Origin of the sequence: Accumulibacter sp., assembly GCF_029255125.1 — a bacterium.
Taxonomy (GTDB): Bacteria; Pseudomonadota; Gammaproteobacteria; order Burkholderiales; family Rhodocyclaceae; genus Accumulibacter.
Genome location: NZ_JAPUVR010000150.1, coordinates 1 through 21,806, shown reverse-complemented (window position 1 = coordinate 21,806; position 21,806 = coordinate 1). Strand labels below are relative to the sequence as shown.

The following is a 21,806-nucleotide window of genomic DNA, read 5'->3' as shown; positions in this document are numbered from 1 at the left end:
GTGCGCTATTACCCCCCACGAACGCCTCGGCCTTCGCAGCCTCGCGTATCAAAGAAGCCCATCTCCAAATGGCAGGTCGATAAAGGCAAACGAATCGCCATGGCCTAATTCAACAGCATTGAGTGAACTCCTGGCCAGGTCGATAGCCGCGTCCGAGCTGGTCGTAGGCGGCACGCTTCTCCGGGTCGGACAGTACGGCATGCGCCTCGTTGACTTCCTGCATGCGCGATTCGGCGTCTGGCTCCTTTGAAACGTCCGGATGATACTTGCGCGCCAGCCGTCGGAAGGCCTTCTTGATCTCGTCGGCAGCCGCCTCGCGCGGCACGCCGAGAATCTGATAGTAGTCCTTGTATTCCATGCACGATCCTCCGCAATCCGAATTGAAGGGGTAGTGCTGCACGCACAATGTTAGTCGATGCTGCACCCGTGCAAAAGGTGAAGCGACCGCGCAGAGGCCGCCCGCAAGATATTGAAACGCGCCAGACGGGCCCCATCTAGGCAACGAGCGCCGGAGACGGCGTCCCTCTCACCTGACCGCATGGAGGAATGAAGATGATGTACCGCTCCCTGTTTCCCCGCGACGTTCTGGCGGAACTGGATCGGCTGCAGCGCGAGATGCAGCAGACCTTCCATCTGTCGCCAAATATTCGCGGTATCGCGCGCGGCGGCTTTCCGGCGATGAACGTCGGCGGCACGCCGGAGTCGGTTGAAATCTATGCTTTTGCGCCCGGCGTCGACCCGAACACGCTCGAAGTGCAGATCGAGAAGGGCGTGCTCACCATCGCTGGCGAGCGCAAGCTGCCCACCCCCGGCGACAAGGCCACCGTGCATATCGACGAACGCTTTGCCGGCCGCTTCCGCCGTGTCGTCACGCTGCCTGACGACATCGATCCGGGCGCCGTCGACGCGCAGTACCGCGATGGCGTGCTGCGCATCAGCATCGCCCGCAGGCAGGCCGCCCAACCGCGCCGTATCACGATTCAGTGATTCAGTAAGGAGGACCGAACATGTCAGACAATCGAACCGCCAAGAAGGAAGCCGGCAGCGAAGAAACCGCGTTGATGCCGCCGGTCGACGTCATCGAGGACGCATCCGGAATCACCCTCTACGCCGACATGCCCGGTGTGCCGAAGGAAAAGCTCCAACTGCACGTCGAGGGCGACGCGCTGACCATCGAGGGCGACATCGACCTCGAAATGCCGGCCGGCATGGAAGCGAGCCACGCTGAAGTCAGCCTGCCGCGCTACCGCCGGGTGTTCACGCTCTCGAAGGAGCTCGATTCGACGAAAGTGGCCGCCGAGTTCAGTCAAGGGGTGCTCAAGCTCGCCATCCCGAAGGCCGAGCACGCGCAGCCACGCCGGGTCGAAATCAAGATCCTGTAGAAGCCGGCTGGCAGCATCTTGCCAGCCCAAGATCGGGCGAGCCTCGGCTGGGGGCTCGCCCACCCGGCGACGCGCCGACCGGCGCCGGGCGCCCTCCTCCGGGCCAAGATCCTCCCAGATCGCTGGCCTCAGCCGAACACCGGCAAGTCGTGAGATCGGTCACAGATTCCAGACCGTGCAGCGCAGATTCACCTTGACTTGCGCCCATCGCTGAACTAGAGTAGGAGCGTTTTTCGGTGGGTGTGAATCGGGCTGGTTCTTCCGGCTATCGCTTCCATCCTTTCAATGGCAAACGGAGGGTGACCTCCGGACGCAAAGCCACGGACCCTACCCCGAGTTGCCGGATCGGCACTTGGAAGGGTGGCCGGGTTGCCCGAAATGCGCGCCTATGCGCTATCGAGTGCCTCCTCAAGCTTTGCGTCCACGCGGCAACAGGAGCTTTCAATGGCACTCGCTACGTGGACCCAGCAACAGATTCTGGACCAGTTGATTTCTGGATACAGTTGGAGCGGGTCAACCATCACCTACGCTTTTCCGACGGCAGCCTCTGGCATGTACGGCAGCCAGGAACTCGCCGGTTTCGTAGGTCTCAATGCAACCCAACAGACGGCCGCCGAGCGTGCTCTGCAAACCTGGGACGATCTGATCGCGCCCGACCTCGTGCGGACGACGACGGGCGGCTCGAACATCGAGATCGGCACCTCGAGCACCGGCGTCAGCTACGCGCACGCCTATTATCCGTCGATCGGTAGCGTCTGGTTCAACCGCGCTTATGCCGATCTGATGTCGCCGCAGATCGGTCAGTACTCGTTCCAGGTCTATGTGCATGAACTCGGGCACGCCTTCGGCCTGGACCACATGGGCAACTACAACGGCTCCGGCAACTGGACGCCCTCGTCGTTCCAGGACAGCCAGGTCTACTCGGTGATGTCGTACTTTGGCCCGAACACCGGCCGCGGCAGCAGCAATGACATCGCCTGGGCCGACTGGGTTGGTCGCGACGGCCGCACCTACTCGCCGCAGACGCCGATGCTCAACGACGTTCTCGCCATCCAGAAGATTTACGGTGCCGAAACGACGACGCGTACTGGCGACACCGTCTATGGCTTTGGCAGCAACGTCACCGGTTCGCTGGCGCCGATCTTCGACTTCGCGCTCAACGCCAACCCGATCCTCACCATCTACGACGCAGGCGGCAACGACACGCTCAACCTCAGCGGCTGGAATACGAACTGCACGATCAACCTGGCGCCCGGCTCGTTCTCCTCGGGCAACAGCATGACCAACAACATCGCCATCGCCTACTCGTGCAACATCGAGAATGCCGTCGGCGGTTCGGCGGCCGACCAGATCACCGGCAATGCGCTGGCCAACCGACTCGATGGCGGCGCCGGCAACGACAGCCTGTTTGGCGGCGCCGGCGACGATGTCCTGGTCGCCAGCCTGGGCGACGACCTGCTCGACGGCGGCGATGGTCGCGACAGCGTCGTCTTCTCCGGCGCCTACGGCAGCTATACCTACACCTATTCCGACAGCGTCGGTTTCAACTTCTACAGCACGGTCAGCGGCTCGGATGTCGTGCGCAACATGGAAACCTTCGTTTTTGCCGATGGCAGCAAATCGATCAGCGAACTCCTCGGCAATGCATTGCGCTCGCAGGTCTCGATCAGCAGCGACCTGACCCAGCAGTTCGAAGGTCAGAGCGGCTCGACGATCTTCACCTACAAGCTCAGCCTGAACGTCGCAAGTTCGTCGGTGCAAACGCTGAACTGGAGCGTGCAAGGCAGCGGACTGACACCGGCCGATGTAGCGACCGACTTTGCCAGCCCGACTTCGGGCAGCATCACCTTCGCGGTGGGCGAAACTGAAAAGACGATCTCGCTGGCCGTGAAGGGAGACCGTGTCGTCGAGAGCAACGAATCCTTCATCGTGAGCCTGTCGAACCCGTCGTCGGGTCTCGTCCTGCGAACGACCAGCGCCAGCGGCACGATCCTCAACGACGACGCGGCGAACAGCGACGACTACGGCCAGACCTTGGCCACGGCTGGCCAGCTTACCGTCGGTGCCAGCCCGCTCACCGGCTGGCTCGAGCGTACTGCCGACAGCGACCTGTTCGCCGTCAGCCTGAGCGCCGGAACGACCTATGTCTTCGATCTGAAAGCACCCGGATCGACCGTCGACGCATTTCTCTCGCTGCACTCCGCCGGAACGGGCACGACCACGCTGTCCGCCGCGATCGCCAGCAACGACAACGTCGCCGTCGGCAACAGCAATGCGCAGATCGTTCATGCGGCGACGACGAGCGGCACCTATTATCTGCTCGCGCGCGATGCACGCGGCGGCACCGGCAGCTACACGCTGGAAGCCGCCACCGTCGCTGGCCGCATTGTGAACGGCGACGAGAGCAGCAATACGCTCGCCGGGGCCGCTGGTAACGACCAGATCTCCGGACTGGGCGGTGCCGACACTCTGACCGGCGAAATGGGCAACGACTTTCTCGACGGCGGCGCCGGAGCCGACGTGATGAATGGCGGTGCCGGCAACGACAGCTACGTCGTCGACAATATCGGCGATGTGGTCAACGAGGGAATTGGCGGCGGCAGCGACCGCGTCTACTCGTCGATCAGCTTCGTTCTGGGCAACAACGTCGAAGACCTCGTGCTGACCGGCGAGGCGAGCACCAACGCCACCGGGAACAGCCTGGCCAATCGACTGAGCGGCAACAGCGGCAACAACATTCTTGACGGGCAAGGCGGAATCGACACCTTCGTCGGCGGCCTGGGCGACGACACCTATGTCCTCGACGCCGACGGCGAACTGGCCAACGTCAGCGAGAGCACCAACGCCGGCAACGACACGCTGCGCGTCGTGTTCACCACTGCCGTGGCGAAGACGATCAGCCTGAACGGCCTGCTTGCCAACATCGAAAACCTTGAAGTGCGCGGCAACGGTCAGTTCAACGCGCTCGGCAACGACGCCGCCAACCTGCTGATCGGCAACGCGATGAGCAATCGCCTGGAAGGCGCCGGCGGCAACGATACGCTCGACGGACAGGGCGGTGCGGACCAGCTCATCGGTGGTGAGGGCGACGACACCTACCTCGTCGACCACACTGGCGACATCCTGAGCGAAGCCACCAATGCCGGCACCGACAACGTGCGCGTGGCGATCAATGCCAGCGGCGCGACCTTCGTCCTCGCCGCGAATATCGAGAATGCAGCCGTCGTCGGCTCCGTTGCCAACAACCTGACCGGCAATGAGCTGGCCAACGTGCTGACCGGCAACGCGCTCGCCAACCGGCTCGACGGCGGCGCCGGCATCGATACGCTGACCGGCGGCAACGGTGGCGACACGTATGTGGTCGACAACGCAGCCGACACGATCGTCGAGACATCGACGCTGGCGAACGAGATCGATACCGTTCTCAGCAGCGTCAACTGGACGCTCGGCGCCAACCTGGAAAACCTCGGCCTGCTCGGCAGCGCCGACCTGGTCGCGACCGGCAACCTGCTGAACAACCAGTTGAACGGCAACAACGGCGCCAACCGGCTGGACGGCGGACTCGGCGCCGACTCGATGGCGGGTGGCGCCGGCAACGACACCTACATCGTCGACAACCTTGCCGACCGCGTATCCGAAACCCGCAGCCCCGGCAACGCGGCCGACGCGGGCGGTATCGACACGGTCGACAGCAGCGTCAACTGGACGCTCGGCGACTTCGTCGAGAACCTGGTGCTGCGCGGCAGCGACAACCTGAGCGCCACCGGCAATACCCTGGCCAATACGCTGCGCGGCAACGCCGGCAATAACGTGCTCGACGGCAAGGCCGGCGTCGATCTGCTCGACGGCGGCGAAGGCGCCGACGTTTATCTGATCGGGCTGGCGAGCGATCACCCGGCGGCGGAAATCGCCGACAGCGGAACGAGCGGCAACGACGAAGTCCGTTTCGCCGCCGGCACGGCAAGCACGCTGACCCTGTTCGCCGGCGACCGCGGAATCGAATCCGTCGTCATCGGCAGCGGCCTGGGTGAACTTGCCAACACCAACGGGACGGGCGCGCTCAACGTCAACGCCGCGCTGGTCGGCAACGGCCTGTCGATCCTCGGCAACGCCGGTGCCAACGTCCTTACCGGAACTGACTACGCCGACCGCATCGACGGCGGTGCCGGCGCCGACCGGCTGATTGGCGGCGGCGGCAGCGACACGCTGATCGGCGGCACGGGCAACGACGTCTATGTCGCCGACGCCAGCGATACGCTGATCGAAACCTCGACACTGGCGAGCGAGATCGACACGGTTGAAACGAACGCGACCTGGACACTCGGCGCAAACCTGGAAAACCTGACGCTGCTTGGCTCCGACAATCTCAACGGCAGCGGCAACGCGCTGAGCAATCGACTGCTCGGCAACACCGGCGCGAATGTCCTGGACGGCGGTCTCGGCGCCGACAGCATGTACGGCGGCGCCGGCAACGACAGCTACATCGTCGACAATGCCGCTGATCAGGTCTGCGAAACGTCGCCAAATGGCAGCCGCAGCGACAATGGCGGCAACGACACCGTCTATAGCAGTGTCAATTGGACGCTCGGCGACTTCGTCGAAAACCTCGTCCTTGGCGGCAGCGGCAACCTCAGCGCGACCGGCAATACCCTGGCCAATACGCTGCGCGGCAATGCCGGCAACAACCTGCTCGACGGCAAGGGCGGAATCGACGTGCTCGACGGCGGCGAAGGCGCCGACATCTATCTGATCGCGTCAGGCTTTGATCATCTGGCGGCAGAAATCGCCGACAGCGGAACGAACGGCACCGACGAAGTCCGTTTCTCGGCCGTGACACCCGGGACGCTGACCCTCTTTGCCGGCGACCGTGGAATCGAGCGTGTCGTGATCGGTGGCGGAGCAGGCGAAATTGCCGTCAGCAGCGGCACCACCGCGCTCAACGTCGACGCGCGCGCGCTGGGCAACTCGCTGTCGATCATCGGCAATGCCGGCAACAACGTCCTCAGCGGAACAGCCTACGCCGACACGATCAACGGCGGCGCCGGCAACGACCGCCTGATCGCCGGCGGCGGCAACGACAGCCTGACCGGTGGTGCCGGAGCCGACCAGTTCGTCTTCGACCAAACCCCGGGCGGCGCCAACAACCGCGATCTGCTGACCGACTTCGTCTCCGGCAGCGACACGATCCAGCTCAATCTGGCCGCCTTCCGCGCTCTCGGCACGACCGTGGGCAGGCTGAGCACCGACCAGTTCTGGTCCGGTGCGGGCGTCACGCAGGCGCACGATGCAAGCGACCGCATCGTCTACAACACGACGACCGGCGATCTGTATTACGACGCCGACGGCTACGGCGGCGACGCAGCGGTCGCCATCGCCGTGGTCGGTGTCGCGACGCATGCGCAACTGAGCTACGCCGACTTTGCGCTGATCGCCTGATCGACATTGCCCGGCCGGCGTGCGGCACGCCTCGCGCCGCACGCCGGCCGAGGCATGCTGCCTACCCGCCCGACGCGCTGCGCCGGGCACTGCCATTCCCGCCAGCGCTCAGGGCGCTGGACGAACGACGCGAAAACCGAGCAACTGACTGCGATAACCGGCGGCGTTGCTGTTGCGCACCGCCGCGCGCACCGACGCCGGGCCGCTCCAGCCTCCCCCCCGATAGACGCGCTGCGGGCAATTGTCGTGTTCGCGCGGCGAACCGTCGCCAGGCGCGCCGATGTAGTTCACCGACTGACAGTCCTGCACCCATTCCCAGACATTGCCGAGCAGATCGTGCAGCGCGAAAGCGTTCGCCTTGAAACGTCCGACCGGCGCCGTCTCGACAAAGCCGTCGCGACAATCGTGTGCTTCCCAATTAAAGCGGCGCTGTTCCTGCGCATCGCCGTCGTGCACATTGGCGTACTCGCACGCCAGCGCCGGGTCATCGCCCCAATAGCGCGAAGTGCGCGTGCCGCCGCGCGCCGCGTACTCCCATTCTGACTCGCTGAGCAGGCGGTAGGCCTTGCCGGTCTTCATCGCCAGCCAGGCGACGTAGGCGCGCGCGTCGTGCCAATTGACGCAGACCACCGGGTGATCGTCCGTCTGGCGAAAGCCGGGGTCGCGCCAACTGCGCCCGACCTGGTTGACCCATTCGTTACCGACCCAGACATGGCACGCCGCCTCGCCGCGATAGCCGCTGGCCTGGACGAAAGCCGCGTACTCGCCGCGCGTGATTTCGAAACGACCGACGGCAAGTGGCCGGGCAAGGGTGACCGTGTGGCGCGGGCGCTCGTTGTCGCCGCTCCCTGCTTCACGCGTCGGCGCACCCATCAGGAAACTGCCGGCAGGAACCAGCACGAGTTCCGGGCAGTCCGCGCAGTCGCGCAGCGTAGCGGCCGCGCGTTCGCCGGCCGCCGCCGGCGCACTGCTGCTCGCCGCGGCCTGGGTCAGCCGGCGCAAGCGGCCTTCCGCCAGCGGACGGAACTGACCTTGCGGAAACTTCTCCAGGTAGGCACGGAAGTCGTCGACACTGTCGCTGTTCTTGATGCTGTCCCAGAAGCTGATTTCGAAACCGGCGGCCGACTGGCCGGCGCCCGAATCGGCTGCGCCAGTGCCCGCCGACGTGCCGACGAAAAAGAAGTCGCCGTCGATGCTGCCTTCCATCCACGGTTCCTGCTGCCCGCCGGAATCCTTGCGCACACCGGCGACGACGCGCTTCAGGCTCTGCTCGATCGGCTGCCCGGCAACCTCGATCTGGCGCAGCAAATGGTAGGTGTACAAGCCGTGCTCTCCGTCGCCGTCGGCCGCCACGCTGCCCGGTCGGGTGGCGAAGGAAATCAGCGTACCCGAAGGCGCGTCGACGCGCGCCAGGCCACCCGCGGCCGAGCGAAAGCGGCGGGTGAACGGGTTGTTGCGGCAGGCGTCGAGAAACATCAGGTTCAAGCGCGTCTTCGCTTCTTCCATGATTTCCAGCACCTGACTGACGTTGATACTGTTCAGCGGCACGTCGTCCTCGCTCGTGATATCCGCATCGACCGTCGGCAGGTAATTGATTCCGCGCACTTGCAGGCCGTGTCCGGCGTAGAAGAAGAGCGCTACGTCGCCCGCGCGCAGGCGGCTGCGGAATTCGCGCAGCATCGGCGCGATCTGCCGCGTCTGCAGGTTTTCGCGTTCGATCACGGCAAAGCCGAGCTTCCTCAGTTTGGCCGCGATGGCGCGCGCATCGTTGCCGGGATTGCGCAACGGCGAGGAACGATACGCAGAATTGCCGACGACCAGCGCGACACGCTGCTCGGCCGCCGACAGCGACGCCGGCGACGCGCATCCGGCGATGAGCGTGCAGCAGGTCAGAATCAGCCAACGCAGTGTGTTCATCGGCGACAATGGTAGTATAAAAAATCGACTCACGACCTATTCCTGCCGCCCCCAACCGTCGCTGCCCAGTGTCTTCGCGACTCAATCCCGTCATCGGCGAACTGCCGGTCTGGCGCAGCCGCTGGTGGCGGATGGCCGCCTTGTTGCTCGCCGCGCAAGTCCTCACCTTGCTGCTGCTCGCCGCGATGCTGGTCAACAAGCAGCAGCATCTGCTCGTCGAGCTGACGCTGTCGCGCATCGAAATCCAGGCCGCCGACCTGGCGGGGACCTTGCGCACCGGCGCACTGAGCGGTCTGCGCGTCTCCGAGATGGAGCAGCTTGCCGGCCTCGTGCAGCGCCTGCTGGCGGCCGAGCCCGGGCTGGCCGAAGTGGAAATCGTCGGCTTCGAGCGCGCCGGCGCATCGATCGTCTTTGCCGGCCGCACGGCCAGCGTCGGCCATCGCCTGTCGCCCGCCGAGTGGCGCGCGATGGCCGCCAGCGAGGGCTTCCAGCACGGCATGGTGGGTGCTCAGCCGACCCTGACCAGCACCGTGCGCGACGGCGCCGACGAGATCGTCGCCGGGCTGCGCCTCTACGCCGCCGAAGCGCCGCTCGCCGCCGGCACAGCGAAAATGATCGACGCGCTGACCGCGCCGCTGGCCGTGGTCGCCGTGTTGATGACCGTCAGCACGCTGGCCGCGCTCGCCTGGCTGCGCCGGCACCCCGACCTGCGCCGCCGCGTCCTGCTCTTTGCCCTGGCCGTGATGATTGCCGCCGGGGCGGCGATCGCCGGCCAGGCGCGCGCCGTGCTTGCCGACAGCCTGCAGCCGGCAATCGCCAGCAAGCTCGGCGGTGTCGCCGACCTGCTGGCTGGCAAGCTGGAGCGAGCAGCGGCGCTCGCCATCCCGCTCGACCAGATTCCGCGCCTGGCCGCGTATTTCGCCGAAATCGTCGAACGGCATCCGGAAGTCGCCGCCGTCCGGCTGATCGCCGGCGACGGGCGGCTGCTCACGCAACACGGCGACGCCACCGACGGCTGGATCGAACGCGCTGCCGGCCCGGCGCTCCTGGCGGTCGCCGGCGACGCCCGCTTCGTCGATCACCGGCTGCTCGAGCTCGCGGCGGACATCGCCATTGTCGCGCTGGTCGCCGTGCTCGTTTTCCGCGAATTGCTCGCCGCGCTGCTCGCCCGGCTGCCCGCGGGCAACGCAACGGCCGCCGCCGACCTCGACCGCGTGCAGGAACTGCGCCTGCCGCTGTTTCTCTTCATCCTGAGCGAAGAGCTGTCGCGCGCTTCACTGCCGCTCTACCTTGCTTCGTTTGCCGAACCGAGCGCTGGCTGGCGGCCGGAGACGGCGGTCGGCGTCGCGATCGCCGTCTACATGGCGTGCTTTGCTCTGGCAACGCCCTTCGCCGGCAAGTGGACCGATCGCTGGGGAATGCGCCGGGTGTTCGCGGCCGGCGTCGTCCTCAGCGTCGGCGGCTTCGCGTGGGCCGCGCTGGCCGACGCGTACTGGCAACTGCTGCCTGCCCGAGCGCTCTGCGCGCTGGGCTATGCGGCGGCGACGATGGCCGGTCAGCGGCAACTGATCGTTCTCGGCGGCGAGGCCAAACGCGCCCGCGCTTTGGCGCTGTTCGTCAGCGCGGTCAGCATCGCCGCCATCTGCGGTACGGCGCTCGGCGGCGTGCTCGCCGACCAGTTCGGCTCGCGTTGGGTTCTCGCCGCTTCCGCGATCGCCGCCGCGCTGGGCTGGCTGTCCTACCGACGAATGTCGCTGGCCGCCGGAGGCGACGCCGCGGCCACGCGGCCGGCAGCGTCGCTGCGCTTTGCCGAACTGCTCCGTCTGCTCGGCCGGCGGCGCTTCGCCGCCCTGATGCTGGGCAGCGCGCTGCCGACGAAGATCGCGCTGGCCGGCCTGCTCTTCTATCTGACGCCGCTCGTCCTGCACGAACTCGGCCAGACACCAGCAGCGATCGGGCGCGTAATGATGTCGTACTTCCTCCTGGTCGCCGCGATCAATCCGCTGGCGGCATGGCTCGCCGACCGTCATGGCTGGCGACAATCGCTGACGATTGCCGGTGGTGTGGTGATCGGCGGCGATGCTCTGCTCGCGGGCAGCGGCTTGCTGCCCGCTGAGCACGCGCTCTGGGTGGCGATTGCCGGCCTCGGCGTGGGCACCGGTCTGGCCAGCGCTGCGATGCAGTCGCTTGCCCTGCGCCTCGCTGCGCCGACCAGCGACACGGCGGTCACCGTTGCCGTGCGCATGCTCGAGCGCCTGGGCAGCGTCATCGGCCCGCTCTGGATCGGCTTCTGGCTGGCCGGCAGCGGCGCGTCGGCAGCGCTCACAGCACTCGGTGTCACCGTTCTTGCCGCCAGCCTCGTCTGCCTTGGCGCGCAGGAACACGGGCGGCAGACGGCGGCAAACAAAGTGGCGACTTCGCCACTGCGATCAGAATGAGAAGCGCGCGCGCCGTACGCACCGCCTTCGCCACGCTGCTCCTGGCCGTTTCGCTCGGCGCCACTAGCGGCCGCGCCGCGCAGCCGCCCTGGCGCATAGCGATGCTGCTCTACCGCGGCTGCGAAGAATCGTGTCGCGGCTTTCAGGACTACTTTCGCCGTCAGAACGTGCCGGCCGTATTTACGCTGCTCGACGCGGCGCAGGACCAGCGGCGGATCGCCGGCCTGGTCGCCGAAGTCAAACGGATACGGCCTGATCTGGTCGTCGTCTGGGGAACGAGCGTCGCCCTGGCCGCCGTCGGCACCTGGGACGCGGTGGACCCGGAACGCCACCTGACCGAAATGCCGGTCGTTTTCATGGCCGTCACCGACCCGGTGCACAGCCGCCTGGTGCCCTCGCTCGCCGGTTCCCGACGCAATCTGGCGGGTACGCTATACCTGCTGCCGGTGGCCGAGCAGTTGCGCGCGGCGCGCGCGTACCTGGACTTTCGGCGCGTCGGATTCCTGCTCAATCCGGCGGAAACCAATTCGCGCCTCAGTCTGGCCGAGCTGCAGGCGCTTGCCGGGCAGCTCGGTTTCGCGGTGCACGTCGAAACGCTGCCGCTCGATACCGGCGGCAGGCCGGAGGCCGGCGCGCTTCCCAAGCGGATTGCCGCCCTGGCGGCGGCCGGCGTCGATCTGCTCTACTTCTCGCCGGACAGTTTTCTCAACAGCCAGCGGCAAGTGATCACCCGCCAGGCCGTCGCGCGTAAGATTGCCGTCTTTGCCGCCGCCGAAGCGCCCGTCAGACAGGCAGATGCCTTGCTCGGCGTGGTCGTGCGCTACGACTACGTCGGCCAGTTCACCGCCCGCCTGGCGCTGCGCATCCTGCACGACGGCGCACGAGCGGGCGAACTGCCGGTGGAACTGCCGCGCCAGTTCTCCTACCTGATCAACCTGCGCGTAGCCCGCCGCCTCGGTCGTTACCCGCCGTTGCCACTGCTCGATGTGGCGGAAATCGTCGGCGGCAGCGACTGCGCTGGCACTTTCGAGAAAGGAGAGCGATGCGACTGATCCTCTGCGTCAAGCGCGACCTGCACGGCTGCATTTTTCTGAATCGCCTGATGCCGCGGCTCGCCGGTCACCCGACATGGATTCTGCTCTCCGACAAGGCACGCACAGCCGAGAGCCAGATTCCCGAACTCGCCCGGCTCGCCTACCTGGAGCGCGTTCTGCCGATCGACCGCCTATTCCCATTGATCGACAGCGCGCCTGCCGGCGGCGTCGGCGAGTGGGCAACGTTCGCCGGCCTGGCGGCGCGTTACGCGACGCGCTGCGAAGTCGTCGAGGACATCAACTCGCCTGCCATGCTCAGCCGCCTGGCCGCCTACGCGCCCGACCTGATCGTTTCGGCGCGCTTCAGCCACATTTTCGCGCCCGCCGCAATTGCCGTTGCCCGGCACGGCGTGGTCAACATCCACCCGGGCGAACTGCCCGCCTACGCCGGATTGTTCTCGCCCTTGCGCACCGTTGCCGAAGGTGGCCAGGAACTGGTCTGCTCCCTGCATCGCGTCGACGCGGGCGTCGACAGCGGACCGATCATCGCGCTCGCCCGCCTGCCTTACCGGCGCGAACTCGGCCTGCTGGCGCAGATCGCCGAGCTTTACCCGCTGGCCATCGCGCCGCTGCTCGACTTGCTCGCCCGCCTGGCCAACGGCGAAGCGGTCGCCGGCGAGGCACAGGACCGCAGCCGGCGACGCTACCGTTCGCTGCCGGACGCCAGCGAGATCGACGCTTTCCTCTCCGCCGGACATCACTTGTGGACGGCGCCATCCTACGATTCGCTGCTCGCCCGCTTCCTGCGCCCATCCCCGGACTCGGCCAGCGCCTGAGCGCGGAGCAAGCCACCGTCTCACGCCTTGACGCATCCTCTCCATCAGGATAGGATCCGTCGAATGAACACGCACAGCAGCCACCCGGACATCATCAAGCGCCTGAAGCGCGCCGAAGGTCATCTGCGTAGCATCGTCACGATGCTCGAGAAGGAACGCAGTTGCCTGGAAATCGCGCAGCAACTGCAGGCCGTCGAGAAGGCGGTATGCAACGCCAAGAAGCTGCTCGTACACGATCACATCGACCACTGCCTCGAAGACGCCGTGCACAGCGGCGCACAGAGTGCAGACGACGCGATCCAGGCCTGCAAAGCGATCAGCAAATTCCTCTGAGGATCTCCGATGACCAGCTTCTCGACGCTGCTCGGGCAAGGCGCAGCCAACGCTTGGCTCTTCGTCCCCAGCGCCATCCTGCTCGGCGGCCTGCACGGGCTTGAGCCCGGTCACTCGAAGACGATGATGGCGGCGTTCATCGTGGCCATCCGCGGCACCGTAGCGCAGGCTGTTCTGCTTGGCATTGCGGCAACGATCTCGCACACGGCGGTGGTCTGGGCCATCGCGCTCGGCGGCATGTATTTCGGCCAGAAGTGGAGTGCGGAAACCAGCGAGCCGTATCTGCAAGTCGCCTCGGCCATCGTCATCGTCTGCGTCGCGCTGTGGATGATCTGGCGAACCTGGCGCGAGCAGCGCGCCAGTGGACACGCGCACGACGAGCACGATCACCACCACCATGCCGATGCTGGCCGGTTGATCGATACCGGCCATGGGCTCGTCCGCCTGCAGGTATTCGAGGACGGCGTGCCGCCACGTTTTCGGCTGTTTCGGGAAGGCGCCTACGGCGACGCCTGGGCAGCGGCCGAGGTCTCGATTGAAACCGAGCGCGCGGACGGCTGCCGGCAGAGCTTCACCTTTCGGCAAGGCGACGGCTTCCTCGAATCGGAGCAGGAGATTCCCGAGCCGCACGCCTTCATCGCCCGTTTGCGCCTGGGGCACGCCACGCACAGCCACGATTACGAACTCGAGTTCGTCGAACACGAACATGCGCATGGGCACAGCCATGCGCAGCACTGCGGCGCCAACGCGCACGCGCTGTCGCTACCGGAGTCGCTCGACGCGCACGAACTGGCGCACGCCAACGACATCCGCCGGCGCTTCGCCAACCGACAGGCAACAACCGGGCAGATCATCGTCTTCGGACTGACTGGCGGGCTGATCCCCTGCCCGGCTTCGATCACCGTCCTCCTGCTCTGCCTGCAGTTGAAAGAAATTACCCTCGGCGCGACGCTGGTCCTCTGCTTCAGCCTCGGCCTGGCCCTGACCATGGTGCTCTCGGGAACGTTGGCAGCCCTCAGCGTCAGGCACGTCGCGCGAAGCTGGCAGGGCTTCGGCGAATTCGCGCGCAAAGCGCCGTATCTTTCCGGCGCGCTGATCCTGCTGGTCGGTCTTTATCTCGGCTACCAGGGGATGCTGGCGCTGGCCTGAGCAGCGGCCACCCTGCGCCACGGGGAAGCAGGTCCGACTCCGGCCCGGAGAAATTATTCAAAACTGAATCACTACACCGTTGACGTAATTCATCCTTGCATTGATACTGTCGCCGACAACAACCCGATGGGAGACCCGGCGTGCCGATCAGAGTAGGCAACAAGGCGGACGGCGACGATTTTTTCGACCGCACGGCCGAACGCGAGGACCTCTGGCGCTACCTGGCCGGCAACCATGTCGTGCTCAGCGGCGCGCGCCGGCTCGGCAAGACCTCGCTCCTGCAGCGTCTGGCCGAAGAAGCAGCCGAACGCGGCTGGCAGGCCCGCCTGCTCGATGTCGAAGGAATCGACAGCGCCGAAGCCTTCGTCGACCAACTGGCACGCGCCTTTGACGAGGCAACGCTGAGCGGGGGCCGCCGCTCGGTGGGGGCCGCCGTCACCCGCGTGTTCGCGTCGCTACGCAAGGTGGATGTCCGGGTTCCGGGCGGCGCCGGCGTCGGCCTCGAACTGCAGGCACTCGCCGAAACGCCCTGGCGCAAGGCGGCGCTGGCGCTGCAGGAGCGCGTCTCCGGACAGACGCAACTCTTCCTGATCGACGAATTCTCGGTCTTTCTCGACAAACTGCTGGCGCGCGACGCGCTCGACGGCGAGCGCCTGCTCGGCTGGCTGCGCGCCTGGCGCCAGCAAGCGGGGCTGGCCTGCCGTTTCGTCTTCTCCGGGTCGATCGGCCTCAATGCGCTGCTCGCGCGCCATCACCTGAGCACGCGCTTCAACGACTGCGCGGACTTCCGCCTTGGCCCGTTCAAGCCTGCCGCCGCACTCGCCATGCTCGCCGAATTGGCGCAGCGCGAACAGTGGCCGGTCGCCGCCGACAGCCTGGAGCATCTCTGCCGGCGCGTCGGCTGGCTGTCGCCCTTCTACTTGAATCTCCTGCTCGACGGCAGCCTGCAGGCGGCGCGCGAACGTCTCGAAGAAGACCGCACAGCGCAACGTCTGCTCACCACCGACGACATCGACGCCGCCTACGATCGCCTGCTGGCCAACCGCTCGCGTTTCTTCCACTGGTTTCAGCGCCTGGCGCGCGAACTCCAGGAACCACAGCTCTCGTTCACGCTGGCTTTGCTGGCGGCTGTCGCGCGCGGCGAAAACGGCCTCAGCCGGCGCCAGCTCGCCACCCGCCTGACGCGCCACGAGCCCGATCCCGACCGGCGCGCCGAGCGCCTCGACGAAGCGCTGCTGCTGCTCGAAGAAGACGGCTATCTCGACGCCGGCGAAACGATCCACTTCCCGTCGTTCCTGCTGCGCGACTACTGGCGGCGCAACCATGGCCGCTGATCTGTCGCGCGCCCGCGCCGCCGCCGTGCTGCGTCCGCAGCCACCCACCGCGCCGCTCGGCACGACCGTGAAATACAACCCGCAGTTATGGGGCGACAACGAGCTGCGGGCGATTTTCGTCGCCCGCCTGGGCGAACTGCAGCGCCTGCTCGACGCCTTGCGCAACACGCCGGCGGGCAAGGTTCCGCAGCACATCCTGATCACCGGCCAGCGCGGCATGGGCAAAACGACGCTACTCCGTCGTCTGGCGCTCGCCGTGCGCGACGACGCCGAACTGGCCGCCGCCTGGCGCGTCCTCGACTTTCCCGAAGAACAATACACGGTCAGCAAGCTGAGCGAATTCTGGCGCAACGTGCTCGACGCGCTGGCCGACAATCTGGAAACCCAGGGGGCGACGACGGCCGAACTCGCCGCTCTCGACGCCGCCATCGGCGAAATCGACGCCCTGCCGCCGCCCGAACAGGAAGACGCCGCGCTCGATCTGCTCAGCGACTGGCTTGCCGAGCACCGGCAGCGCGTCGTCCTCCTGATCGACAGCAGCGACCTGCTATTCGCCAACCTGGCCGGCGGCGGCACGGCGCGCAAGGAACAGCGCCCCATCGCCGACGCCAGCGCGACGCCGCTCTGGCGCTTGCGCAAGACGCTCAGCCACCAGCCGGAGATCTTCTGGATTGGCGCCTCGTATCAGGCGCTGGAAGCGCAGAACCACTACCACGACGCCTTTCACGACTTCTTCGACCTGTGCGAACTGCGCCCGCTCGGCGTAGACCAGATGCGCCAGGCGCTGCTCGCCCTGGCGCGCGTCTTCGGCATCGACGGCCAGCGCGGCGAGGCCGGAGCGGCGGCGCTCGCCGCCCGCCTCGACGCGCGCCCCGAGCGGCTGAAGGCGCTGCGCGCGATGACCGGCGGCAACCCGCGCACGACCGTCCTGCTTTTCGACCTCTTCGCGGCGAATGGCGACGGCAACGTGCATAGCGACCTGCGCGGCCTGCTCGACATGATGACGCCGCTCTACAAGGCGCGCATGGAAAACCTGGCCGAACAGCCGCGCAAGATCCTCGCCCATCTGATGGAACTCTGGGCGCCACAAGCCGCGCGCGAACTGGCGCAGACGGCCGGTCTGCCGGTGACCACGGTCAGCGGCCAACTGACCCGGTTGGAAAGCGAAGCGCTGGTCGACAAGGTGCGTCTGCCCGGCGCTCGCCGCAACGGCTACCAGGTGAGCGAGCGGCTGTTCAACGTCTGGTACCTGATGCGCCACGCGCCGCGCCGCATGCGCCAGCGCCTGAACTGGCTGGTCGAATTCATGCGCCTGTGGTTCTCGGGCGAAGAACTGCTCGCCCAGGCGCAGCTTCGCCTTGCGCGACACGCGGCCGGCGAAGTCGACGAGGCCGCGCTCGACTACTCGCGCGCACTCGCCTCGACCTTGCCGGAAGCGCGCGCCGAACGCCGCCAGCTCGAGTGGTCGGTCTTTTCGGCCGTCCGCCAGCACGCAACCGACACGCGGCGCGCGCTGCACGAACTCTTCGACCTCGACGGCGACGATCGCGCCTACGCCACCGCCGACGACTACCTGCAGCGCTTTGGCGCACTCGACGCCGGCCTGGCGCAATGCCCGCACGCCGCCGACGCGCTGACCGAGTGGATAGACGCCGTCAAGGGCTCGCTGTCGCTTTCGCTGGCGGAAAAGGAGCGTGTTGCCAGGGAATCGGCGAGGCTAAGCGAGTCCCAATACTGGGAACTCGTCCAAGTGTTCGCCGACGAACGGCGCGAGTGGAGCGAACTCTTCTCGCCGACCGCGGCCACTACGCTGCGCCGCGCGACGCTCGCGGGCGACTTCTTCCCGGACTGCCCCGATTCGCGCCTGTCGTACACACAGAGCATGGCCAGCTTCGCCGAACAGCCAACGGCTTTCGTCCTCGCCGTCAGCCTCCTGGCCGGCAAATTCAACGACGAATGGCTGGACAAGGCGGTGCGTCGGGCGATGACGCTCGACATCCCGGACGCTCGCGCCTGGCGGGAATTGGGCAACCTGTTGCAAGACCAGCTCGCGCGCTACGACGAAGCCGAAGCCGCGTACCGCCAGGCGATCGCGCTCGACGCGAAGTCTGCCTACCCCTGGAACGGCCTCGGCAACCTGTTGCAGGACCACCTCGCCCGCTACGACGAAGCCGAAGCCGCCTACCGCCAGGCGATCGACCTCGATCCCGACAACCCCTTCGTGACCGCCAACCTGGCGCGCCTGCTTGCGGTACGCGGAGAGCGCGCAGCGGCAACGCTGCTTTTCCGCCAGGTGCTGGCGACCGGCGAGTCGCCACGCTGGACGACGAACGGCATGCGCGCGCTGCGCCTGCAGGCCGAATTGTGGCTCGGCAACCGCGATTCGGCACGTCTGCTGCTCGCTGATCTCGCGCAACCGGCGGCCAACGGCGACGCTTACGCCTTCTGGCGCCTGCGTGAACAGCTTGGCGAGTGCCACCGCCTGGGGATAGCCGCTGAACTCGTCGCCCTGCTCGAAGAGAGCGCCTTGGCCGATTTCCTCCGGCCGCTGGCGCTGGCCCTGCGCGCGGCGAACGGCGAGGACGTGCTCGCCGCGGCGCCGCCGGAGGTCGCGGCGCTGGCCGAAGAAATCTGCGCCACGCTTGTCCGGCCCGCCAGCCGCGCGCAATCGGCGTAGCATTGGCGGCTGCACTCTCCGCCTGCCCGATGCCCGCTCCGCTGCGTCACAGCCTCTTCGAAGACCTGCAGGCCCTCGCCGCTGCCGCCCTGCTCGGATCGCTCGGCCTTGGCCTGCTCAAGCACGCCGGCCTGATCACCGGTGGAACGGTCGGGCTTGCCTTCCTCGGCCACTATGCAAGCGCCGCGCCGCTCGGCGCTCTGCTTTTCGCGATCAACCTCCCTTTCATCGCCTTCGCCTGGTTCACGCTGGGCCGCGCCTTTACGCTGAAGACGCTGTGCGCGATCGGGCTGCTCGCCGTCGCCACCGACGCGCTGCCGCGCGTGCTCGCCATCGAACGCCTCGATCCGCTCTTCGCGGCAATCACTGGCGGTCTGTTGGCCGGCGTGAGCATGATCATCCTCTTTCGCCACGGCGCCAGCCTCGGCGGGCTGAACATCGTCGTGCACTGGCTGCAGGAGCGCTTCGGCTGGCGCGCCGGCTACCTGCAACTGGCGATCGACGCGGCGATCATCGCCGCAGCTTTGGCTCTGGTGCCGGTCGAGCGCATCCTGGTCTCGTTGCTCGGCGCCGCGGTGCTCAACCTGACGCTGGCGATCAACCACCGTCCAGGGCGCTACATGGCCGCCTGAGCGGTCGGCGCCAGCCGGAAAGCGGTCGCTTGCAGCCCGAGCCAAAGCGCTTCGCCGGCCTCCGATCGACTCCGCCGCGGCTTGCCGCACTGGGCGCATCCGGTTAGAATCGCGGGTTCGCTTCGCCAAGCGAATAACAATACCTGTCCATCTGGCGTTTGGCTCTATCAAACCGGGGCGGCGCCGTCTGCAAAGAAAGAGAGTTTGACATGGCGATCAACGTTGCGCAGAAAGCGCAGATCATGGCCGATTACCAGCGTGCCGCCGGCGACACCGGATCGTCGGAAGTGCAGGTGGCCCTGCTTACCGCCCGCATCAATGACCTTACCGGGCACTTCCGGGAGCACAAGAAAGACAATCATTCGCGGCGGGGTTTGCTGCGCATGGTCAGTCGGCGCCGCAAGTTGCTCGACTATCTGAAGCGCACCAACGTCGACTCCTACCGCACCCTGATCCAGCGTCTAGGCCTGCGCAAATAAGCCTGCCGGCCGATCGACAAAGCGGTCGGGATGCAGGCGTTCGAGAAGCCGCCAGCGGCCAGCCCCGAAACGGGCTGCGCCGCTGTTTCTGCTGTTGCGGCTCTGTTGGCAAATCGGTGCGTCGATTGAATTCCCTGCCGGAGTCGTGGGCAGGAACGCGCCAGACTATCGAGAAAGGGAATCATGTTTAATATCGTCAAGAAGACCTTCAACTACGGAGCTCATCGCGTCACGCTCGAAACCGGCGAGATTGCCCGTCAGGCGAGTGGCGCCGTGCTCGTGTCGATGGAAGACACGGTCGTGCTGGTCACCGTGGTCGGCAACCGGACCGGCAAACCGGGCCAGGATTTCTTCCCGCTGACCGTCGATTACGTCGAGAAGACCTATGCCGCCGGCCGGATTCCGGGTGGCTTCTTCAAGCGTGAAGGTCGTCCTTCCGAAAAGGAAACTTTGACCTCCCGCCTCATCGACCGTCCCTTGCGCCCGCTGTTTCCGGAAGGTTTTTACCACGAAGTGCAGATCGTCGCCATGGTCATGTCGCTCAATCCGGAGATTGACCCCGATATTCCGGCGATGATCGGCGCCTCGGCCGCGCTGACGATCTCGGGAATTCCCTTCGACGGCCCGATCGGCGCCGCCCGCGTCGGCTATATCGACGGCCAGTACGTGCTCAACCCGACTGCCGGCCAGCTCGCCAACAGCCAGCTCGATCTGGTCGTCGCCGGCACACAGGCCGCGGTGCTGATGGTCGAATCGGAAGCGCAGCAGTTGCCGGAAGAAGTCATGCTCGGCGCCGTCGTCTTCGGCCACCAGCAGATGCAGGCGGCGATCGCGGTGATCAACGAACTCGCCGACGAAGCCGGCAAGCCGGAGTGGGAATGGACGCCGGCGCCGCGCGACGAGGCCGTTCATGAGAAGTTGAATCAGCTCGTCACCGCCGATCTGCAGGAAGCCTACGGCATCACCAGCAAGCAATTGCGCAGCCAGCGCCTGAAAGAAATCAGCACGAACGCGGTGAACGCACTCACCAGCGACGAGGGCGCACCCGACGCCAGCACGCTGCGCAACATGATCGCCGACGCCGAAGCGAAGATCGTGCGCGGCCGCATCCTGGCGGGCGAGCCGCGCATCGACGGGCGCGACACGCGCACCGTGCGGCCGATCGCCATCCGCACCGGCGTCCTCCCGCGCGCGCACGGCTCGTCGCTGTTCACGCGCGGCGAGACGCAGGCGATCGTCGTCGCCACGCTGGGAACCGGGCGTGACGAACAGATCATCGATGCGCTCTCCGGCGAATACCGCGAGCGCTTCATGCTGCACTACAACTTCCCACCCTACGCGACCGGCGAATGCGGTCGTATCGGCACGCCGAAGCGGCGCGAGATCGGGCACGGCCGACTGGCCAAGCGTGCGCTGATTGCCGTTCTGCCTTCGCCGGAAGATTTCTCGTACTCGATGCGCGTCGTTTCCGAAATCACCGAATCGAACGGATCGAGCTCGATGGCCAGCGTTTGCGGTGCTTCGCTGGCGCTGATGGACGCCGGCGTGCCGCTCAAGGCGCATGTCGCCGGAATCGCCATGGGTCTGATCAAGGAAGGCAACCGCTTCGCCGTGCTCACCGACATCCTCGGCGACGAGGATCATCTGGGCGACATGGACTTCAAGGTGGCGGGCACCGAGAGCGGCGTCACGGCCCTCCAGATGGACATCAAGATTCAGGGAATCACCAAGGAAATCATGCACATCGCGCTGGCTCAGGCGAAAGAGGCGCGGCTTCACATCCTGCGCCAGATGCGCTCGTCGGTCGCCGGCCACCGCGAGGAAGTATCGAGCTACGCGCCGCGCCTGTACACGATGAAGATCAACCCGGAAAAGATCCGCGACGTGATCGGCAAGGGAGGCGCGGTGATTCGCGCGATCACCGAGGAAACCGGAACGACGATCGACATCAAGGACGACGGAACGATCACCATCGCCTCGGTCAGCGGTGACGCGGCCGACGCCGCGAAGGCCCGCATCGAGTCGATCACCGCGGATGTCGAAGTCGGCAAAATCTACGACGGAACCGTCCTCAAGCTGCTCGACTTCGGCGCCATCGTCAGCATTCTGCCCGGCCGCGACGGCCTGCTGCACATTTCGCAGATTGCCAACGAGCGCGT

General features: G+C 66.4%; 14 protein-coding genes, 1 pseudogene and 1 riboswitch. Of the genes and pseudogenes, 13 read left to right on the top strand and 2 right to left on the bottom strand.

Annotated elements, in window-relative coordinates:
* Positions 1 to 124 precede the first annotated feature (124 nt).
* Positions 125 to 358: pseudogene (locus Q1L59_RS16655) on the bottom strand (DnaJ domain-containing protein); the annotation flags it as partial.
* A 197-nt stretch (positions 359 to 555) separates the two neighbouring features.
* Here Q1L59_RS16655 and Q1L59_RS16650 point away from each other — a divergent pair.
* The 3 genes from Q1L59_RS16650 to Q1L59_RS16640 all read left to right on the top strand — a co-directional run bounded on the left by Q1L59_RS16650 (position 556) and on the right by Q1L59_RS16640 (position 6,818).
* On the top strand, positions 556 to 987 hold the full coding sequence (locus Q1L59_RS16650; protein WP_300334420.1) for an Hsp20/alpha crystallin family protein: 432 nt from the start codon (positions 556 to 558) through the stop codon (positions 985 to 987).
* 20 nt (positions 988 to 1,007) lie between these two features.
* Positions 1,008 to 1,382, top strand: coding sequence for an Hsp20/alpha crystallin family protein (locus tag Q1L59_RS16645; RefSeq protein WP_300334418.1), 375 nt, complete (start codon positions 1,008 to 1,010; stop codon positions 1,380 to 1,382).
* 277 nt (positions 1,383 to 1,659) lie between these two features.
* Positions 1,660 to 1,759, top strand: a riboswitch (cyclic di-GMP riboswitch).
* Between the two features lie 67 nt (positions 1,760 to 1,826).
* Positions 1,827 to 6,818: a M10 family metallopeptidase C-terminal domain-containing protein gene (locus Q1L59_RS16640; RefSeq protein ID WP_300334416.1), complete on the top strand. Its 4,992-nt coding sequence runs from the start codon at positions 1,827 to 1,829 to the stop codon at positions 6,816 to 6,818.
* A gap of 108 nt (positions 6,819 to 6,926) precedes the next feature.
* Here the strand turns inward: Q1L59_RS16640 and Q1L59_RS16635 are convergent, their stop codons facing one another.
* Positions 6,927 to 8,735: an SUMF1/EgtB/PvdO family nonheme iron enzyme gene (locus Q1L59_RS16635; RefSeq protein WP_300334413.1), complete on the bottom strand. Its 1,809-nt coding sequence runs from the start codon at positions 8,733 to 8,735 to the stop codon at positions 6,927 to 6,929.
* 68 nt (positions 8,736 to 8,803) lie between these two features.
* On the opposite strand from Q1L59_RS16635, the gene Q1L59_RS16630 reads away from it, so the two are divergent.
* From Q1L59_RS16630 to pnp, 10 genes are all read left to right on the top strand, one after another.
* Positions 8,804 to 11,173 carry an MFS transporter gene (locus Q1L59_RS16630; protein ID WP_300334411.1) on the top strand — a complete coding sequence of 790 codons (2,370 nt, stop codon included), beginning with the start codon at positions 8,804 to 8,806 and terminating at the stop codon, positions 11,171 to 11,173.
* Entirely contained in the window at positions 11,170 to 12,225 is a 1,056-nt protein-coding gene (locus Q1L59_RS16625) for an ABC transporter substrate-binding protein (RefSeq protein ID WP_300334408.1), read from the top strand. Before Q1L59_RS16630 ends, Q1L59_RS16625 begins: the two co-directional genes overlap by 4 nt.
* A complete protein-coding gene (locus Q1L59_RS16620) occupies positions 12,216 to 13,043 on the top strand; it encodes a formyltransferase family protein (protein ID WP_300334405.1) in 828 nt (275 codons plus the stop codon). The genes Q1L59_RS16625 and Q1L59_RS16620 overlap by 10 nt, the downstream gene beginning before the upstream one ends.
* Positions 13,044 to 13,106: 63 nt before the next feature.
* Positions 13,107 to 13,376 carry a metal-sensing transcriptional repressor gene (locus Q1L59_RS16615; RefSeq protein ID WP_300334403.1) on the top strand — a complete coding sequence of 90 codons (270 nt, stop codon included), beginning with the start codon at positions 13,107 to 13,109 and terminating at the stop codon, positions 13,374 to 13,376.
* A 9-nt stretch (positions 13,377 to 13,385) separates the two neighbouring features.
* A complete protein-coding gene (locus Q1L59_RS16610) occupies positions 13,386 to 14,525 on the top strand; it encodes a nickel/cobalt efflux transporter (RefSeq protein ID WP_300334400.1) in 1,140 nt (379 codons plus the stop codon).
* 140 nt (positions 14,526 to 14,665) lie between these two features.
* Complete coding sequence (locus tag Q1L59_RS16605) at positions 14,666 to 15,859, top strand: ATP-binding protein (RefSeq protein ID WP_300334398.1); 1,194 nt, start codon at positions 14,666 to 14,668, stop codon at positions 15,857 to 15,859.
* Complete coding sequence (locus Q1L59_RS16600) at positions 15,849 to 18,536, top strand: AAA family ATPase (protein WP_300334396.1); 2,688 nt, start codon at positions 15,849 to 15,851, stop codon at positions 18,534 to 18,536. Before Q1L59_RS16605 ends, Q1L59_RS16600 begins: the two co-directional genes overlap by 11 nt.
* Positions 18,537 to 18,565: 29 nt before the next feature.
* Positions 18,566 to 19,168 carry a YitT family protein gene (locus Q1L59_RS16595; protein WP_300334395.1) on the top strand — a complete coding sequence of 201 codons (603 nt, stop codon included), beginning with the start codon at positions 18,566 to 18,568 and terminating at the stop codon, positions 19,166 to 19,168.
* Positions 19,169 to 19,377: 209 nt separating this feature from the next.
* Positions 19,378 to 19,647, top strand: a complete 270-nt coding sequence (gene rpsO, locus Q1L59_RS16590) for a 30S ribosomal protein S15 (RefSeq protein WP_300334393.1) — start codon at positions 19,378 to 19,380, stop codon at positions 19,645 to 19,647.
* 183 nt (positions 19,648 to 19,830) lie between these two features.
* Positions 19,831 to 21,806 (top strand): polyribonucleotide nucleotidyltransferase (pnp, locus tag Q1L59_RS16585; protein WP_300334391.1); only part of this gene is annotated, 1,976 nt, incomplete at its 3' end.

Bases quoted from the DNA above. Each gene is read 5' to 3' on its own strand.
- Q1L59_RS16650 (WP_300334420.1), top strand. From the start codon at position 556: ATGTACCGCTCCCTGTTTCCCCGCGACGTTCTGGCGGAACTGGATCGG.
- Q1L59_RS16645 (WP_300334418.1), top strand. From the start codon at position 1,008: ATGTCAGACAATCGAACCGCCAAGAAGGAAGCCGGCAGCGAAGAAACC.
- Q1L59_RS16640 (WP_300334416.1), top strand. From the start codon at position 1,827: ATGGCACTCGCTACGTGGACCCAGCAACAGATTCTGGACCAGTTGATT.
- Q1L59_RS16635 (WP_300334413.1), bottom strand. From the start codon at position 8,735: ATGAACACACTGCGTTGGCTGATTCTGACCTGCTGCACGCTCATCGCC.
- Q1L59_RS16625 (WP_300334408.1), top strand. From the start codon at position 11,170: ATGAGAAGCGCGCGCGCCGTACGCACCGCCTTCGCCACGCTGCTCCTG.
- Q1L59_RS16620 (WP_300334405.1), top strand. From the start codon at position 12,216: ATGCGACTGATCCTCTGCGTCAAGCGCGACCTGCACGGCTGCATTTTT.
- Q1L59_RS16615 (WP_300334403.1), top strand. From the start codon at position 13,107: ATGAACACGCACAGCAGCCACCCGGACATCATCAAGCGCCTGAAGCGC.
- Q1L59_RS16610 (WP_300334400.1), top strand. From the start codon at position 13,386: ATGACCAGCTTCTCGACGCTGCTCGGGCAAGGCGCAGCCAACGCTTGG.
- Q1L59_RS16600 (WP_300334396.1), top strand. From the start codon at position 15,849: ATGGCCGCTGATCTGTCGCGCGCCCGCGCCGCCGCCGTGCTGCGTCCG.
- Q1L59_RS16595 (WP_300334395.1), top strand. From the start codon at position 18,566: ATGCCCGCTCCGCTGCGTCACAGCCTCTTCGAAGACCTGCAGGCCCTC.
- rpsO (WP_300334393.1), top strand. From the start codon at position 19,378: ATGGCGATCAACGTTGCGCAGAAAGCGCAGATCATGGCCGATTACCAG.